A 16,571-nucleotide genomic window follows, 5' to 3' on the forward strand; every position below is an offset into this window, starting at 1 on the left:
TACCAGAGCGGGACAGGTGCCAGCCAAGCAGCTCTCTGGTATGGCAATCGATCACCAGCGCCAGCACCGCCCAGCCATCCCGACCGGCCCAGACTCGACACAGATCCGTTGCCCACCGCTCGTTCGGCGCTTTGGCCACCGAAGGTAACGCTTGCACCCGCGGCCGGAAGCCGATGGGCCGTTTCTTCACCTGCCAGCCCTTGAGCTGGAAGATGCGCTGCACGGTGTTCTTGTTGAAGTCCAACAGGTGCGCTACCGTCCGATAGCCGAAGGACGGATTCTCGGCGATCATGGCCTTGATCGGACCGGCGAAGCGGTCCTGGACCTTGGGTGCCGACTTGGCCGGCTTGTAGTACACCGTTCTGCGCGGCACGCCGAACCACTGGCAGATCTTGCTGGTCGAGACGGTAAAGCCGTCGTCCTTGAGTCCCTGGTGGATCGTCTCGATCACTTCTCGTCCTCGCCCAGCAGGGACTGCAGCTTTTTTCTTGCACGCAATTCAAGCATGGCTTCGCCGTACGCCTCCTGCAGTTCCTTGATCTGCCGCTCGTACTGTTCCTTGACGTCCAGCGGCTTGGCGCGCAATGCGTTTTCCAACCCTTTGCGTCCTTCGTCAACCCATTCTTCGATCTCGGACGGCGGGATGTCGAAGGCCCGACTGGCCTCAGCGACGCTGGTTTTGCCCTGAATGATTTCAGTAACCAGCGCCGCCTTGCGCTTGGCTGTCCACCGCTTGAATTCTTCGTCCATTGTCATGCTCATGTGATTCCCTTTCGTGATTATCACCTGAGCAGGCTTTCAGTGGGTCGTTACAGCGGTGCAGTCATTGCAGGAGGATCGAGTAACGTTTTCGTCGGCGGAGGAATAGCGCAGACTGACCCGGTTCAACCGGAAAATTTGGTACCAGGCTGGGTGCATGCTGCATTGCTTGCAGTCGGGTTGGGTACAGCACTCGTTCTGGGCGGACCGATAGTCACAGCTGCAGGTACGTTCGGCGGGCTGGCTGGCGGAGAAGTGTTGGGCCGGGTTGGAGAGCGGGTGTTTGGCGCGGGCAGCGACGGGCAGAAATGGTCGATGCTGGCAGGGTCGATGGCAGGTGGATTCTTAGGATTGAAAGGTGTACCTAAAGGACTTAATTTACACGTTGAGCATGGCTCTTTGGGAATGAGTGGCGGAAATTTGAAATTTTCGCCTAAGTATAAAACTAAGGTGATGGACCCGGGTTATATGGATGAAAATTTACAAGGCAACACCGCACGTAATTGGATCAGCAATGGTATGAGAGTGCAAGTTGAATACCTTTCGCCAATTAAAAGAGAAGATTATAAAATTAATTTCTATAAAGGGAAGGTAGTAGATCAATATGGGGCACTATTTGATTCTGCTAAAGGGGAAGGCGGTCGAGCTATTTTTGTGATGGATGAGCAAGGAAACATGTACGCCTCGGTCAACCAGAAAGTAGGTAAATTCCATCATTCAAGTTTGACATCCGGAGGACCTGTGGCTGCAGCTGGTGAGCTAGAAGTTGTCGAAGGTGTCATCACATTGATTTCGGATCGCAGTGGCCACTATAAGCCAACTAAAGAGCTTATGGCACAGGCCCTTCAACAACTTGAAGAAAATGGCGTAGATATGAGATATGTATTCACAGATTTTGACTAATTTTAGATCAGCAGCACGTTAGCCTTAAGTCTACTACGGAGGACAAATGGAATATATTGATGAAATCAAAGGACCGTTGAATGCAATGCTACTTCCAGTGCGCTGGAAAGGTCTTAGAAGAAACGAAATAAGCCGTGTCATGACAAGTCTTGTTCATGCTTGGCTATACAAATATCCACCTCAATGGTACTTGAAGAAAATCATAGACATCATTGCGCTGCAAGAGAACTTGGAAGTCTATCTGCAGGAGCGATTTGAGAACGAGACTGATCATAACATAAGGCAATTTCTCCTAGATTTGGCACTGGAAATTGAAAGGCAATATCCTAATGTTGCGCGTTCAGGGCGATGTGTAAAGACGGCCGGACATTGGGTTAGCAATGAAGTATCTCAAAATCCTATTGAGATCGATGCAGGGCAAAGCCTTCCTTTCGTCAATGGAAGGGAGGTCGTATGGGAATTGCAAGAACATCTCCCAGAAACGCCCGAAGATGCACTATTAACAGAATTTCAGAAGTTTTATCACCAAAAAACGTTAAAAGGCAATATTAGATATGAAAACACATTGGAATTAGCGCACTATTCGGTAACGCGTTTTAATAAGAATTATTCGGAGCATTTTAGAGCAGAAATTGCTGAATTGCTGAGGGTAATGGCTATCGATAATGCTCATTCAATGCACAGAAATATCGAAACTACAACCGAACATGATTTTACGAATGATGAACGCAAATGGGAGTGGTATTGTCGTCTGCTAAACGATATTAGTAGCGGTTTAAAATCAATTGCGTATCAATATCATTAATAAGTTGGGTAACAATTATCAACGTTGGGAAGGCCAGTCAGTCGCAAAGAAATCTGATCGGCGATGATCCCAAGAGATAGGATGGCACTTGGCATCTCTGGCGCCTGACTCGTCCTGGCCAACCGCCGTTACAACGCACGGCGCTTCTTAACTGCCCTAAACCCCCACCCGCCCCTCAACCTTCCTCTTCGCCTCACTCGCCAGCACCACCAAAGGCGAGCACTTCCAATCCGGCGCCTCCAACACTTTTGATGCCTTCAGCAGATAAGCCCCATCTTCGCTGTCATCAAGCACGAACCCCATGTTCACCATCAGCCTGACCATCGCTTCATTGTCGGCGAGGACGTCACCCTGCAGGATGGCGATGCCCGCCGCCCGTGCGACGCAGATCAATGTCTGGATGAGCCGGGTTGCAAGGCCGCCGCGCTGCCAGGCATCGGCGACGACCACTGCGAATTCGCCGCGTACCGGATAAGGGTCGCAGACGTACTGGGCCATCGCGATGGCGGTTTCCTCGCCACCCTGCTGCACGGTGGCGAGCAGTGTGATGGCTCCGGTCGGGTCGTCCTGGAGGAAGCGCGCGAGCATGTCGGGTGACAGTTCATGCAGCGGATGAAAGAAGCGTTGATAGCGGCTATCCAGCGATAATCCGCGCACCAGGTCTTGTATCCGTTCACCGTCGTCCAGGCGCACGGCACGCAAGGTGACGGCGGTGCCGTCGCGCAGGCGGACGATGTCGCTTAGCTCCCGGTTTGCGGAGGAGCTGGAGTTGTTGAGGCCAAACGGAAGATAGTCTTTCCAGCTCAGCGAGAAAGGGAAGAGGTTGCCCATGATGCGCTCCTGTCTGATGGGATCAGGCGGCGGACCATTGGGGGCCGGTGCGGCGTGCCGGCGCGGTTTCCACACCCGACAGCGGACGGGCGCGGGCCGTTTCGAGCCGCAGGCTGATGCGGGCATCGCTGAAGGCAGAGAGCAGGGCCGGGGTGTCGCGGTCGAGGACGAAGGACTGTCCGGCGGCGAGGACGACATCACGGATATCGCCGTCCTGGGTGATCCAGACGCTACCCTCGAGGGCGCGCACCGTCCATCCCAGCGCATGCTTCACATGGGTGGAATGGAGCGCTTCAAGTGCGATTTCCTGGCCGGCGGGATCGAGTCTGAGCTGAGCCGGTGCGGCATTGCGTTCAAGTGTCTTGTGGACGGTGGCGTTCATGGTGTTCTCCCTTTGTGTGGGTGGGAAGGTTCGTGGATGGAAACCTCCATGTGGCACATTATGGTTTGTTCTCAGGTATTTACAATCCATCAAATTGGAATAAGATTGTTCTTGTAAATGGACAATCGATTGAGCGGAGGGAGGGGGCGATGGAGCGGCTGGTGGAGATGATGGCGTTTGCCAAGGTAGTGGAGACAAAGAGCTTTTCGGCGGCGGCGGTGGCGCTGAAGACGTCGAAATCGCTGGTGAGCAAGCAGGTCAGCAATCTGGAAGCCGCACTCGGCGTGCGCCTGCTGAACCGCACGACGCGTCGCATGAGCCTGACCGAGATCGGCGCCGCCTACTATGAGCATTGTTCCCGTATCTCACAGGAGATCGATGCGGCGGCCGAGACCGTGACCCAGCTGCAGGTGGAGCCGCGCGGGGTGCTGCGCATCACGTCGCCGGTCATCTTCGCGTCGCTGCACCTGGCGCCGGCGATGCAATCCTTCATGCGGCGCTACGATGAGGTCGAGATCGAACTCAATGCCACCGACCGACCGGTGGATATCGTGGAGGAGGGCTATGACCTGGCCATCCGCATCACCGACCATCCCGCGCCGACCATGGTAGCGCGCAGGATCGCGCCGGTGCGCTGGGTTACCTGCGCCGCGCCGGCTTACCTGGAAAAGCACGGCACGCCGACGACGCCGCAGGAACTGGCGCAGCATCATTGCCTGCTCTACCAGGGCATACCGACGCTGCGCAGCGGCTGGCGCTACCAGACCGGGGGCAGGGAAGTGTCGCCATCGACCAACGGCAAGTGCCGTGTCAACAATTCCGAAGTGCTGCTGCAGCTGGCGCTCGGTGGCATGGGTATTGTCCTGTTCCCCACTTATATTCTCGGGCCGTATCTCAAGGATGGGCGGCTCAGGCAGATCCTGCCGGACTTCGAAGCCAATCCCGGCATGGCGATGCATGCGATTTACCTGCCCAATCGCTACATGCAGCCGAAGGTAAGGGCTTTCATCGATCACCTGATGGAGCATTTCGGCCCCGAGCCGCACTGGGACCAGTTTTAGACCCTCGTTGCCGGCTCGACCCGCCCATGCCATATCCTATGCGTCAGCGCACCCCGATGTTTGTTGCGACAATGAATACGGCAGGTCAAGGGGTCGCCGGCAATTTCCCTGATGCAGTCATTGCATGTAAAATTTGCGGTTTTTCCAAAAGGCGGCCGGGTCGGTTTGGTGCATGCGATAACCAATAGGGGCACCTCAGGGACATGAAATCTTATCCGCTTGCCGGACGAGGGGCGCGGGCGAAAGCCCTTACTAATTTCTGATGGGATCCATTTTGCGTAATTTGCAGTGGTCAATGCAGTGGTCGATGGTTGTCATATCAACACTTTTTCCCCTGCTTTGCTTCCTTCCCGTCAAGGGTGTTGGGCCAAGCTTCTATCTCTACCTGCTTATCCTGTTGAGTCTGATCTGCATCGCTTGCCGATTCCGTCCGGCGGGAAAAGGTTTCCTTGAGCGAATCGGCGAGCATTGGCCGCTGCACCTTGCGATGGCAGGCATGCTGGGTGCCGTCCTGGCGAGTCAGCTGGTGAACGGGCATACCGCCCGGTATGAACTGCCGTTGCAGCTGGCTTGTTTTCCCCTGGTACTGTGGGGACTGCTTTTCGGTTCCTTCCAGCAGCTCAGGCAGGTGCAATGGGGCTTGGCTGCCGGCGTCCTGTTATGTACCGCGGCGCTGTACATGGAGACGGCTGCAATGGCATTGCGCCCGGAGGCGGTTGCATTGGGATTGCGCCCGAATTTCGTGCTAGGGATGCCGTTGGTGCCTTTTACCAACATGACGGTCATGATGGGCGTGCTGGTCCTGTTTTCCATCGGCTGGAACAATAAAGGCGACAAGTTGGAAATCGCACTTAAACTGCTGACCGGTGCGGTAGCCGTTTACGCCTCTTATTTGTCGCTTACGCGCAGCAGCTGGGTGGCTTATCCCGTCTTTGTCATCATTGCGTTGCTGGTTTTCAGAAACATGCAGCTTCGCCTGAAGCTTGCGATTTTCGCCATGATGGCGGGACTGTTCTTCGGGACTTATCTGTTCAGCGATGCGGTGAAAGCAAGGGTCCGTCTTGCGCATGCCGACATTGAGCTCTTTGTCAGTGCCAAGGAAAAAAATACTTCGCTTGGGCAGCGTCTCCAGCTCTGGCAGGCGTCTTGGGAAGTATTCAAGGAACATCCGGTCGCGGGGACTGGACGCGAACATTACCGGACGACTGTGCAAAAGCTGGCGGAGCGGCAGATCATCACGCCGCTTGCCGCCACCCAGCCGCACATGCATAGCGATTTGCTGTTTCATATGGCGACGCTAGGCCTCTTTGGCCTCGCCGCTATCCTGGCTCTTTACCTCGCTCCTGCCTATTATTTTCTAAAGGAAGTACGCCATCCCGACCGGGAAACCAGAACCATCGCCGGCATGGGATGTGTCCTTGCCCTGGGATTCTTCGTTTTCGGCCTGAGCGATACAATGTTTTACTGGAGGGTGAGCTACGCCTTTTATATCATCCTGCTGGCGGTCTTGTTTGCCGGCATGGTCAGGCGCAAGGAGTCTCTCGCCGGGGCGAGCGGAAGCGCGAGATCTGTTGCCCGGGCGGAGTGAGCGCCATTGCATTAAGCGAAAAAAGACATGATTCATATAGTTTGCTGTACGGACGAAAACTACGCCTTCAACTTTCCCGTTATCGCGCAGTCGGTCCTGCAGCACCATTCTGCCGACGAAGTCTCGTTCCATCTATTGCATTCCCCGCTCGAGCCGCTCACCCTGAAAAAGATCGAGCGGTATGCGGCGGACAAGGGTTTGCAGTTTTCGCGCTACCTTCTGGACGATGTGGTCTTCGCCGATCTGCCCGAGATCGGTTATTTCACCATCGCCATTTATTATCGCTTGATGATTCCCGAGCTGATCTCGCCGAAAATAGAGAAGGTTCTTTATCTCGACATGGACGTGATAGTCGAAGGCCGGCTGGACACGCTGTGGAACGAGGAGATGAGCGGCAAGGCAGCCGTCGTGGTCGAGGATGGGGCACCAAAGCATTTGGCGAGGCACTCACCTGCACGCTACTTCAACTCCGGCGTGATGCTTATCAACCTCGATTACTGGCGCCGCGAGGATGTCAAGCGAAAGGCCATCGATTTCATGCAGCAGAACCCCGACGTTCTGCGCTTCCCCGACCAGGATGCGCTCAATGTCGTGCTGCAGAAGGACGTCATTTTCTTTCCTGAAAAATGGAATTACCATCTCAACCTTGACCGGCATTTTCTAAAAAATGTATTGAAGGGCAAGGTTCCAGCCGAAAACAAGCCGGTCATTGTGCATTTCAATCAGAAGCTCAAGCCTTGGATGTACCATTGCAAGCATCCTTACCGCTTCCGGTACTGGGACCTGCTCAGGCAAACGACATTCGGGGACTATCGGATGAAAAACAAATCGTTCTCCAGCTTTGTGTTCTATAACACGCCCAGACCGCTGCGCTCGAAGCTATGGCCGCGCCTGGCCGCAAAGTTGCCGCAGAACTGATCGCCGGCCGCATTCGGCATTCGGCGCTCGGCCGCGCCGATCGATCCGCGCCGCCGATGCCGATGCCGGAAACACGGCATGCGATACACTCCTGAGCGATTCCATAACGCCTTATCGATTTTTCCTATTCCGGAATGAGCCAATCCCTGAACGTCCTGTTCATCAGTCCGACCGTGGACTGTTATATCGGAGGCACCGAAACCGTGGTGGGCCAGCTAGCGCAGTGCCTGAAGCACAAGATGCGGCTGACCGTGCTGAGCGGTGTGCCGGGCGATGGAAAAGGAGGCCTGTTCGATGCCGCCGGATGTGAGCTGCTCACGCTGCCGTTTGCCGGCCGCGATTCCAGGCGCAACCGTTTCTGGAGCAAGCTGTTGATGACCAGCTGCTTCAAGATTGAAAGCTACAGCTTTTTCCGGTCCCTCGCGCGCAGCGGTATCGATTTGTCACGCTACGACGTGATCGCGACCTTTTACGAAGCCGACGCCTATCTGCTGGAAAAGCAGTATCCGGCGCTGCGCGAACGCTTCCGCCATCTGCTGCCGGGCGTGTCGATGCGGCGCTTCTTCAAGCGGGTGCCGGCGAGCGACGTGTTCTTCTTCGGGTACCGCGCCGCGCCCCGCGCCGAACGCAAGTGGGGGGTGAAAGTACGGTCCCTGCCGCTGGGCGTCGACGAGCGTTTTTTTCCTGCGGCCGCGCCCGCCTATCCTGAGCCGGGGCAAAGGCGGCTGGTGTTCGTCGGCCGACTCGACAGGAGCAAGCATGTGGACTGGCTGGCGCAATTCTTCGCCGCGAGCGGACTGGCGCAGCAGGGATACCGGCTGGACATCATCGGCGACGGTCCCCTGCTCGACAGTTTGCGCGGCGCCTACAGCGCCGATTCCGGTATCCGCCTGCATGGCCGCAAGCGGCAGGAGGAAGTGATCGGCCTGCTGCATGGCGCCTTCCTGCTGCTGCACCCCACCGACCTGGAAAGCTTCGGCCTGACCATCCTCGAAGGCATGGCGGCCGGCGTGCCGGTGATCACGCATGAACTCGACAGCGTGAAGGTCTGGGCTGGAGATTATCCGCGTTATGCGGCGCATCTTGATGAGGCGGCATGGCTGCAGGAGATCCGGCGCTTTGAGGAGCGGGATTATTGGGAGCGGGCCAGCGCGGAGGGGATAGAATTTGCTCGCGGGCTGACCTGGACGGGGATTGCGGAGCAGGTGTTGGGGATTTTGCGGCGCGGGAAAGGCTAATTGACGCATATCTGGTGATGGCGGAGCGCCGTTACTCCTCCCTTCCCGCAGTCAAACTGGCTTGCAAACCAGTTCGTGGAGAGGGTTAGGCGGTGAGGGCGGTAGTCGGGACAATTGCAGCCGCCAATGCGGGAGTTGTCTTCATGGGCATTCAACAAGGACAGGATTTAGGCAGTACGGCTTGGCGATCACCCTCACCCCTGCCCCTCTCCCGCCTGCGGGAGAGGGGTTTCATTCTACATAGCTGAGAACACCACCTCAACCCGATCCTCCGCCTTCGGATGACTATCCATCCCGATGTCGGCCAGCGTGACGCCGGTCTGCATGCGTTCCTCGACGCGCCGGCGATTCTCCGATTCGGTGGCGCGGGTATTCTCGCGGTGCCAGAGGTGAAAGACTTCCGTCGAAAACGCGCCGCCCTTGCGCCGCACGCCGTGGCGTGCCAGCCGCAGCACCAGGTCGGCATCTTCATGTCCCCATCCCACGAAGCTTTCATCGAAGCCATTGACCGCCAGGTAGTCGTCGCGCCAGATCGCCAGGTTGCAGCTCTTGATGCGACTCCACTTGACCGCGCGGTAATGCCGCATCGGGGTGTCGGGAAAGTGCAGCAGCGGCACCACCTTGTTGGTCTTGCCGATCAGGCGTTGCTTCAGCCAGTAGGCCAGCCCGTAGCGGTGGACGGGAGCGGAAGAGGACAACAGTTCGCCGGTGAACCGTTCCGACAGCAGCACCCGGCTGCCCGAGACCATGAAGCCGCGCTCGGCCAGCAGGCGGTGGCGCGCGACATAGTCGGGGCGCGGGATGCAGTCGCCGTCGAGGAAAACCAGATAGTCGCCCCTGGCCGCGAAGACGCCCAGATTGCGCGCCGCCGAAGCGCGAAAGCCAGTGTCGGGCTGCCAGGCATGCACCAGACGTCTTGCGCCAGGCGCATGCGGCACGGCGGCGAAGGCGGACAGGGCGTCGCGCGTGGGCTGCCGCGACCCGTCGTCGGCAATGATGATTTCAAAATTTGCATCGGTCTGGTCGAGCAGGGCGCGTACCACCGCTGACAGCGCGTCGGGCCGGTTGTAGGTGGTGACGATGACCGAAATCAGCATGTTGAGGATTTTGCAAGCGCGTTGCAGGCACGCGGGTTGATCAAGGCCGCGAGTATACCCGAGCGGGCGTGGCAATCCGATAGGTGTTGCCGGGCAGCGCATCCTCTATAATCGAGAGCCTATGCCCGGTTCCCAGCCGGGTTTCCTTTTATTCATGCAATTCCAAGGCCCGCCGCGCAACGGTTTGAATTTGCCGCGCGGTACGGCCGCAAGCAGCGAGCTGAAATATATGACTTTGCCCCCCAACCTGGTGCGGATCTTTCGAATGGTGGGTCCGTTCAAGGGGCGCCTGTTTCTTGCCTTCCTCGGCATGATCTTTACCGCCGCCACCGAACCGGCATTCCCCGCCGTGATGAAAGTGCTGCTCGACAAGGGTTTTGTCGGCAAGCCGACTCTCGAACTGTGGCTGGTGCCCGTGGCGGTGATCGCCATCTTCGTCGTGCGCGGCCTGTCGACCTTCGCTACCAGCTACCTGATGACCTGGATCACCACCCAGCTGCTGAGCATCCTGCGCGGCCAGATGTTCGCCCGCATGCTTGAGGTGCCGGCGAGCTACTACACCACCAATTCCATGGGCAAGATCATCAACTCGATGATGTTCGAGGTGCAGCAGATCGTCGACATGATCCGCAACGTGGTGACCTCGGCCGTGCGCGACATGCTCACCGTAATCGGCCTGATGGCCTTCCTGATCTGGCTGAACTGGCGCCTGACCATCGTTGCGCTGATCCTGCTGCCGTTGACGGCGCTGGTGGTGCGCATGACCGGCAAGCGGCTGCGCCGCCTCAACCGCGAATACCAGGAAGTCAACAATGAACTGACCCAGGTGATCGAGGAAACCACCCGCGCCAACCAGGTGATCAAGATTTTCGGCGGCACGAAGTACGAGCGCGACCGCTTTGAAGGCCGTGCCGCCAAGCTGCGCCGCTACTCGATGCGCATGGCCACCACCTATGGCGCGACGGTGCCGATCACGCAGGTGATGGCTGCGTGCGCGGTGGCGGTGGTGATCGTGATCGCGCTGATCCAGTCGAGCCAGAATCAGACCACTGTCGGCGGCTTCGTCTCATTCATCACCGCGATGCTGATGCTGCTCACGCCCTTGAAGCGGGTGGCCGAAGTCAACGGTCCGCTGCAGCGCGGCCTGGCTGCGGCCGACGCGGTGTTCAACCTGATCGATTCGCTGCCCGAACGCACCGACGGCAAGAAGCTCGCCGGCCGCGCCCGGGGCAGGCTGGATTTCATCGATGTCAGCTTCCACTATCCGGGCCAGACCCAGATGGCGCTTAACCATATCAACCTCACCATACATCCCGGCGAGACCGTGGCCTTCGTCGGCACGTCGGGCGGCGGCAAATCCACATTGGTCAGCCTGGTGCCGGAATTTCACCAGGTGACTTCGGGTGAAATCCGCCTCGACGGCGAGCCGATCGGCAACATCGCGCTGGCCAGCCTGCGCGCGCAGATGGCAATGGTCAGCCAGAACGTGGTGCTGTTCGACGACACGGTGGCGGCCAACATCGCCTACGGCGACGTCAGCCCTGACCGCGCGCGCATCGAAGCGGCCGTGCGTGCCGCGCACCTGGGCGAGGTGGTGGCCCGCCTGCCCGAAGGGCTCGACACCATGATCGGCGACAACGGCAGCCGGCTCTCGGGCGGCCAGCGCCAGCGCCTGGCGATCGCGCGCGCGGTCTACAAGGATGCGCCCATCCTCATCCTCGATGAAGCCACCTCGGCGCTCGACACCGAATCCGAGCGCGCGGTGCAGGCGGCGCTGGACGACCTGATGCAGGACCGCACCACGCTGGTCATCGCGCACCGCCTGTCCACCATTGAGCGCGCGGACCGCATCGTCGTGCTGTCTGGCGGCGAGATCGTCGAAAGCGGCACTCATGCCCAGCTGCTCGAAGCCAACGGCGTGTATGCCAATCTGCATCAACTTCAGTTCGCCAAGGAGAATGTCGCATGAGCCAAGCCAAGCAAGCCGATCAACCCCAACAAGCGATTTCCCGCTTTCCCGTGCCCGAGATCAAGGACCTGCCCGACGACATCCGCACCGCGATTCTCGCCGTGCAGGAGAAGGCCGGCTTCGTGCCCAACGTGTTTCTCACGCTGGCGCACCGGCCGGCGGAATTCCGCGCCTTCTTCGCCTATCACGATGCGCTGATGCTGAAAGACACCGGCAGCCTGACCAAGGCCGACCGCGAAATGATCGTCACCGCCACCAGCGCGAAGAACAACTGCCTGTACTGCGTGGTCGCGCACGGGGCCTTGCTGCGCATCTATTCGAAGCAGCCGCTGGTGGCTGACCAGGTCGCGGTCAATCACCTGAAGGCCGACATCACCCCGCGCCAGAAGGCCATGCTGGATTTCGCGGTCAAGGTCTGCCTCGATTCGCAAAGCGTAGGTGACGAAGATTATGCGCTGCTGCGCGGCCACGGCTTCGATGACGAAGACATCTGGGACATCACTGCCATCACCGCATTCTTCGGCTTGTCCAACCGCCTGGCCAACGTGATCGGCATGCGTCCGAACGAGGAATTTTTCCTGATGGGCCGCGTGCCGCGCCAATGACGGTCCCGCAATGACGGTTCCCATTCAGGGCGTGGCGCGCACGCTCATCATTTCCCCCAACTGGATCGGCGATGCGGTGATGGCCCAGCCGCTGCTGAAGCTGCTGCACGACCGCCATCCCGGGCGTCCCATCGACGTGCTGGCGCCGAAATGGGTGGCGCCGGTATGGCGCGCGATGCGCGAAGTCGATACCGTGCTGGAAGCACCGTTCCGCCACGGCGCGCTGCAGCTGCGGGAGCGACGCGAATTCGCGCGCATGCTTAAGCAGCGCGGCTACGCCGATGCCTACGTGCTGCCCAACACCCTGAAGTTCGCATTGATTCCCTGGCTGGCCGGCATACCCAAGCGGGTAGGCTACAAGGGCGAGATGCGCTACGGCCTGCTCAACGTCATTCATCACGACAACCGCGAGGCGCCGAGGCCGATGGTGTCCTTCTATGCGGCACTGGCGGAGGCACCGCGCGCCGACGTGCCGCCGCCTTCGGCCCTGCCGAGGCCCAGCCTGAGCGTATCGGACGAACGCAGGCAGGAAGTGCTGGCCCGCGTGGGCCTGCGGTCCGGCCTGCCGCTGGTGCTGTTTGCGCCGGGTGCGGAATTCGGTACGGCCAAGCGCTGGCCCGCAAGCCATTTCGCTGAACTGGCGAAGACGCTGCAGGCACAGCGGCCCGGCGTGCAGATTGCGCTGATGGGGTCGGGCAAGGACAGGGAAGTGTGCGACGAGATCGTGCGGCTGGCGCCCGGCGTGCTTAACTTGGCCGGAGTGACGGCGCTGGACGAGGCGGTGGCGCTGATTGCCGGTGCCAGCGTGATGGTCAGCAATGATTCCGGTCTGCTGCACATCGCTTCCGCGCTCAACCGGCCCATCGTTGCGATCTACGGACCGACCGACCCGAATCATGCGCCGCCGTTCTCGGATGTGGCGACCTCGATTTATCTTGCGCTGGAATGCGCGCCGTGCAGGCAGCGGGAATGCCCGCTGGGGCATCATCGCTGCATGAAGGGAATCAGTGCGGAGATGGTGCGGGTGCCGGTGGAGGAGGCGCTGGCGTCGGACGTATGAGCGGTCCGGATCCGCATTTTTTCAGCCGATTGCCGGAAGATTTCTTGCGTCATGCGAGGGAGATGCGTTCGGGGATGACGGATGCCGAGGCGCTGATGTGGAGGCTGCTGCGCAATCGAAGGGTGGCTGGTGCGAAGTTTCGCACGCAGCATCCGATGGGAAGGTTCATTCTGGATTTTTACTGCGATGAGAAGAAGCTGGCGGTGGAGCTGGATGAAGGGCAGCATGTGGAGGCCGGGGAGTATGATCAGGCGCGGGATGCTTGGCTGCGGCAAAGGGGCGTGCGGGTTTTGCGGTTTTGGAATAATCAGGTGCTAAGCGAGACCGAGGCGGTGATGGAAGTGATTTATGCGGCGCTGGTTGGAGATGTTTGTCCCGACTGACGCCCTCACCCCCAACCCCTCTCCCGCCTGCGGGAGAGGGGAGTAGGCAGTGCTTGGAACCCCTCTCCCGCAGGCGGGAGAGGGGCAGGGGTGAGGGGGCCTGCCAAGACATCTTACCCAAGCCCAAACTTAATCTCGAATCTCCCTGACCGCCCCTCCAAACACCACCCCCGAACAAGCATTCCCCCCAATTCCATAAGCCAATTCCCCCGGCCGCTCCACCTCCCACAGCGCAAAGTCCGCCGCCTTCCCCACCTCCAGCGTCCCGATCTCCCCGCCCAGCCCAAGCGCCGCCGCCGCATTGCGAGTCACCCCCGCCAGCGCCTCCAGCGGCGTCATCCTGAACAAGGTGCAAGCCATGTTCATTGCCAGCAGCAAAGAAGTCATCGGCGACGTCCCCGGATTGCAGTCGGTCGATACCGCGATCGGCACGCCGGCCTCGCGCAGAGCGGCGATCGGCGGCAATGCCGTTTCGCGCAGGAAGTAGAACGCGCCCGGCAGCAGCACCGCGACCGTCCCCGCTTCCGCCATCGCCGCGATGCCTTCGGCAGACAAATACTCCAGGTGATCCGCGGACAACCCGCGATAACGCGCCGTCAGCGCGGTGCCGCCCTGATCGGACAATTGTTCCGCGTGCAGCTTCACCGGCAAGCCATGCCGCTGCGCCGCCTGGAATACGCGCTCGGTCTGCGAGGCGGAAAAGCCGATCTTTTCGCAGAAGGCATCGACCGCATCGACCAGGCCTTCGCCGGCCAGCGCCGGCAGCATGCGGTCGCACACTTCGTCGATGTATCCATCCGCATCGCCCGCGAACTCCGGCGGCAATGCATGAGCGCCGAGAAACGTGGTCCTGACTCGCACCGGAAGCTGCTCGCCGATGCGCCGCGCCACGCGCAGCATCTTGCGTTCGGTGTCCAGGTCGAGGCCGTAGCCGGACTTGATTTCCAGCGTGGTGACGCCTTCGGCCAGCAGGCTGCGCACGCGGCGCAGGCTTGCCTGCATCAGCGCCTCTTCGCTGGCCGCACGGGTCGCGCGCACGGTGGACATGATGCCGCCGCCGGCGCGGGCGATGTCTTCATAATTTGCGCCGTTGAGGCGGGCTTCGAACTCGCCGCTGCGGCTGCCGCCGTACACGATATGCGTATGGCAGTCGACCAGGCCGGGCGTCAGCAGGCGGCCGCGGCCGTCATGTTCGACCGTCGCACGCGCGCCGGACGGCAGCGCCGAACGCGGGCCGACCCAGGCGATGCGGCCATCGCGCACCGCGATCGCCGCATCGCTGATCTCGCCGTAGCCTTGTGCTTCGGACAGTGTGAGTGTGGCGAGGTGGACATGGGTCCACAGCGCATCCCAGCGCGGATCGGATTCAGTTGTTGTCGGCATTGCGTTTTTGCATGAGGCGTACGATGTACAGGGTGGCTGCCGCCGTTGCCGCCAGGTCGATATGCTCGCCGTCGCTGGCATCGATCAGCACCGACTCGCCGCCGCCGATCGCGGCTTCGCGGCCGGCCAGCGTGCGGCAATGAACGTCGCCGCCACGCGCATGAAAGATGAAGATCAGGTCGGCCTGCATGTCGCATTGCAGGCTGCCGCTGAACTGCAGCTTTTCCAGCGTATGGGTCCAGCAGGCGCGGCGGGTGATCACGTTGAGATCCCGGATGGGGCCATCGAGCAGCGCGGCATGCAATTGCTGTTCGCCGCGAAAGGCCAGCGGCTTGTTGTCGGGCGTCAGGATGGTGGCGTGCAGGCTGTCCAGTTCCAGCATCAGGCCGCTGCCTTCCAGTACGGCAAGCGAACGGTCGAAGCCTGCGAACAGCGAGAACGGTCCCGCGCCGCCGATCTCTGCGGTGCTGACCCGCCAGTCGAAATTGCTCAGGTCCGCGTCTTCCGGCGCAATTGCAAGCTGCAGGGTATTGCCGCCGCCGTTCTTCCACGGCATCGATACATAGTCGTCGCGGGTGAATTTGCGCATGGTCCCCTCATGTTCACTTCATGTTCCGGTACGCTCTGCGAGCCTTGCCAGCAGGCGGGCGGCGACCCGGGCTGTCCGTTGATCGATGTCCCGGCCGGGATTGAGTTCCGCGATGTCGGCCAGGCAAAGCTTGCCGCTGACTGCGATCATGTCCGCAATCGATTCGACAATCTCCAATGGTACGCCACGCGCGGCCGGCGCGCTCACGCCGGGCGCCACCCCCGCGGGCAGCACGTCGAGGCAGATCGTGAAATAGACATAATCGACTTCCGACAGGAAAGCGGCGACCTGCGTGCGCACGTCCTCGATGCGCGTGGCGGTGATGTCTTCATCCAGCATCCAGCGCACGCCGAGCGTCTTGGCGCGTTCGAACAGGGCTTGCGTATTGGCGAATTCGCTGATGCCGAGGCAGCAATAATGAAACGGCCAGCCTCGTGCGGCACACTCCTCGGCGATCTGCCGGAACGGCGTGCCGGAACTGGCGCGTTCGGCAAGGCGCAGGTCGAAATGCGCATCCAGGTTGAGGATGCCGATGCGCGGCTTGCTTTCCTTCTTTTCAAGATGCCGTGCCAGTCCGCCGAAGGAACCGAAGGCGATTTCATGTCCGCCGCCCATGGCCAGCGGCAGGTAGCCGGCGTCGAGCAGGGCGGCGATGCGCGACGACAATTCCTGCTGCGCATCTTCCAGCGCATCGCCGGTACAAGCGACATCGCCGGCATCGACGATCGCGGTGCAGCGGCGCACCGGCATGTTGCCGAGCATGGCGCGGATCGCAGCCGGTCCCTCGGCGGCGCCGGTGCGGCCATGGTTGCGCGCCACGCCGGCATCGCAGGCGAAGCCGATCAGGGCGACGCCCTTGCCCGGGGCATCGGGATCGAGCGCCTGCACGATCTGGTGCCAGCGCCGGCCTCCTATGCCCTCGGCCTCATCGATGCGGCCCTGCCAGCGGTTCATCTCGGCTTTGCGGTACATGATGCGTCCCCGTTCGTTTCGCTTGTTC

Annotated in this window: 19 protein-coding genes; 10 read left to right on the forward strand and 9 right to left on the reverse strand. The window is 60.2% G+C overall.

Annotated elements, in window-relative coordinates; all coding sequences use genetic code 11:
* A partial coding sequence (locus tag RY831_RS04820) for a transposase family protein (protein WP_496196639.1) occupies nucleotides 1–451 on the reverse strand: 451 nt, incomplete at its 3' end.
* A complete protein-coding gene (locus tag RY831_RS04825; protein WP_437126216.1) occupies nucleotides 448–786 on the reverse strand; it encodes a transposase in 339 nt (112 codons plus the stop codon). The genes RY831_RS04820 and RY831_RS04825, both read right to left, overlap by 4 nt.
* A 15-nt stretch (nucleotides 787–801) precedes the next feature.
* On the opposite strand from RY831_RS04825, the gene RY831_RS04830 reads away from it, so the two are divergent.
* The gene (locus tag RY831_RS04830; RefSeq protein ID WP_326505191.1) at nucleotides 802–1,662 is read left to right on the forward strand and encodes an IQM protein middle domain-containing protein; all 861 of its coding nucleotides are present in this window, start codon (nucleotides 802–804) and stop codon (nucleotides 1,660–1,662) included.
* Between the two features lie 46 nt (nucleotides 1,663–1,708).
* Nucleotides 1,709–2,467: a hypothetical protein gene (locus RY831_RS04835; RefSeq protein WP_326505192.1), complete on the forward strand. Its 759-nt coding sequence runs from the start codon at nucleotides 1,709–1,711 to the stop codon at nucleotides 2,465–2,467.
* A gap of 156 nt (nucleotides 2,468–2,623) precedes the next feature.
* Here the strand turns inward: RY831_RS04835 and RY831_RS04840 are convergent, their stop codons facing one another.
* Complete coding sequence (locus RY831_RS04840; RefSeq protein WP_326505193.1) at nucleotides 2,624–3,298, reverse strand: GNAT family N-acetyltransferase; 675 nt, start codon at nucleotides 3,296–3,298, stop codon at nucleotides 2,624–2,626.
* 22 nt (nucleotides 3,299–3,320) lie between these two features.
* Nucleotides 3,321–3,680: a DUF2917 domain-containing protein gene (locus tag RY831_RS04845; RefSeq protein ID WP_326505194.1), complete on the reverse strand. Its 360-nt coding sequence runs from the start codon at nucleotides 3,678–3,680 to the stop codon at nucleotides 3,321–3,323.
* Nucleotides 3,681–3,829: 149 nt separating this feature from the next.
* Between RY831_RS04845 and RY831_RS04850 the strand changes: the two genes are divergently transcribed.
* Nucleotides 3,830–4,741, forward strand: coding sequence for a LysR family transcriptional regulator (locus RY831_RS04850; RefSeq protein ID WP_326505195.1), 912 nt, complete (start codon nucleotides 3,830–3,832; stop codon nucleotides 4,739–4,741).
* Between the two features lie 319 nt (nucleotides 4,742–5,060).
* Here the strand turns inward: RY831_RS04850 and RY831_RS04855 are convergent, their stop codons facing one another.
* Nucleotides 5,061–5,375 (reverse strand): hypothetical protein, encoded by a 315-nt coding sequence (locus RY831_RS04855; RefSeq protein ID WP_326505196.1) that lies wholly within the window; start codon nucleotides 5,373–5,375, stop codon nucleotides 5,061–5,063.
* 87 nt (nucleotides 5,376–5,462) lie between these two features.
* On the opposite strand from RY831_RS04855, the gene RY831_RS04860 reads away from it, so the two are divergent.
* From RY831_RS04860 to RY831_RS04870, 3 genes are all read left to right on the forward strand, one after another.
* A complete protein-coding gene (locus RY831_RS04860) occupies nucleotides 5,463–6,329 on the forward strand; it encodes an O-antigen ligase family protein (protein WP_326505197.1) in 867 nt (288 codons plus the stop codon).
* Nucleotides 6,330–6,356: 27 nt separating this feature from the next.
* A complete protein-coding gene (locus tag RY831_RS04865; RefSeq protein ID WP_326505198.1) occupies nucleotides 6,357–7,247 on the forward strand; it encodes a glycosyltransferase family 8 protein in 891 nt (296 codons plus the stop codon).
* Between the two features lie 134 nt (nucleotides 7,248–7,381).
* Nucleotides 7,382–8,485 carry a glycosyltransferase family 4 protein gene (locus tag RY831_RS04870; RefSeq protein WP_326505199.1) on the forward strand — a complete coding sequence of 368 codons (1,104 nt, stop codon included), beginning with the start codon at nucleotides 7,382–7,384 and terminating at the stop codon, nucleotides 8,483–8,485.
* 236 nt (nucleotides 8,486–8,721) lie between these two features.
* Here the strand turns inward: RY831_RS04870 and RY831_RS04875 are convergent, their stop codons facing one another.
* On the reverse strand, nucleotides 8,722–9,582 hold the full coding sequence (locus tag RY831_RS04875; protein ID WP_326505200.1) for a glycosyltransferase family 2 protein: 861 nt from the start codon (nucleotides 9,580–9,582) through the stop codon (nucleotides 8,722–8,724).
* Nucleotides 9,583–9,811: 229 nt separating this feature from the next.
* Here RY831_RS04875 and msbA point away from each other — a divergent pair, with 229 nt between their 5' ends.
* Genes msbA through RY831_RS04895 form a run of 4 tightly spaced genes read left to right on the forward strand, consistent with a single transcriptional unit; the run spans nucleotide 9,812 to nucleotide 13,599 of the window.
* Nucleotides 9,812–11,551: a lipid A export permease/ATP-binding protein MsbA gene (gene msbA / locus RY831_RS04880; protein WP_326505201.1), complete on the forward strand. Its 1,740-nt coding sequence runs from the start codon at nucleotides 9,812–9,814 to the stop codon at nucleotides 11,549–11,551.
* Nucleotides 11,548–12,156, forward strand: coding sequence for a peroxidase-related enzyme (locus RY831_RS04885; RefSeq protein WP_326505202.1), 609 nt, complete (start codon nucleotides 11,548–11,550; stop codon nucleotides 12,154–12,156). The genes msbA and RY831_RS04885 overlap by 4 nt, the downstream gene beginning before the upstream one ends.
* Before the next feature lie 10 nt (nucleotides 12,157–12,166).
* A complete protein-coding gene (gene waaF, locus RY831_RS04890) occupies nucleotides 12,167–13,216 on the forward strand; it encodes a lipopolysaccharide heptosyltransferase II (protein WP_326505203.1) in 1,050 nt (349 codons plus the stop codon).
* Nucleotides 13,213–13,599, forward strand: a complete 387-nt coding sequence (locus tag RY831_RS04895; RefSeq protein ID WP_326505204.1) for an endonuclease domain-containing protein — start codon at nucleotides 13,213–13,215, stop codon at nucleotides 13,597–13,599. Before waaF ends, RY831_RS04895 begins: the two co-directional genes overlap by 4 nt.
* 129 nt (nucleotides 13,600–13,728) lie before the next feature.
* Here the strand turns inward: RY831_RS04895 and hutI are convergent, their stop codons facing one another.
* The 3 genes from hutI to hutG are packed head-to-tail and all read right to left on the reverse strand — an operon-like array spanning nucleotide 13,729 to nucleotide 16,543.
* A complete protein-coding gene (hutI, locus tag RY831_RS04900; protein ID WP_326505205.1) occupies nucleotides 13,729–14,982 on the reverse strand; it encodes an imidazolonepropionase in 1,254 nt (417 codons plus the stop codon).
* A complete protein-coding gene (locus tag RY831_RS04905; RefSeq protein WP_326505206.1) occupies nucleotides 14,966–15,571 on the reverse strand; it encodes a HutD/Ves family protein in 606 nt (201 codons plus the stop codon). The genes hutI and RY831_RS04905 overlap by 17 nt, the downstream gene beginning before the upstream one ends.
* Before the next feature lie 18 nt (nucleotides 15,572–15,589).
* The gene (gene hutG / locus RY831_RS04910) at nucleotides 15,590–16,543 is read right to left on the reverse strand and encodes a formimidoylglutamase (RefSeq protein WP_326505207.1); all 954 of its coding nucleotides are present in this window, start codon (nucleotides 16,541–16,543) and stop codon (nucleotides 15,590–15,592) included.
* Between the last annotated feature and the right edge of the window lie 28 nt (nucleotides 16,544–16,571).

The organism is Noviherbaspirillum album, from assembly GCF_035916955.1.
Taxonomy (GTDB): Bacteria; Pseudomonadota; Gammaproteobacteria; order Burkholderiales; family Burkholderiaceae_D; genus Noviherbaspirillum; species Noviherbaspirillum album.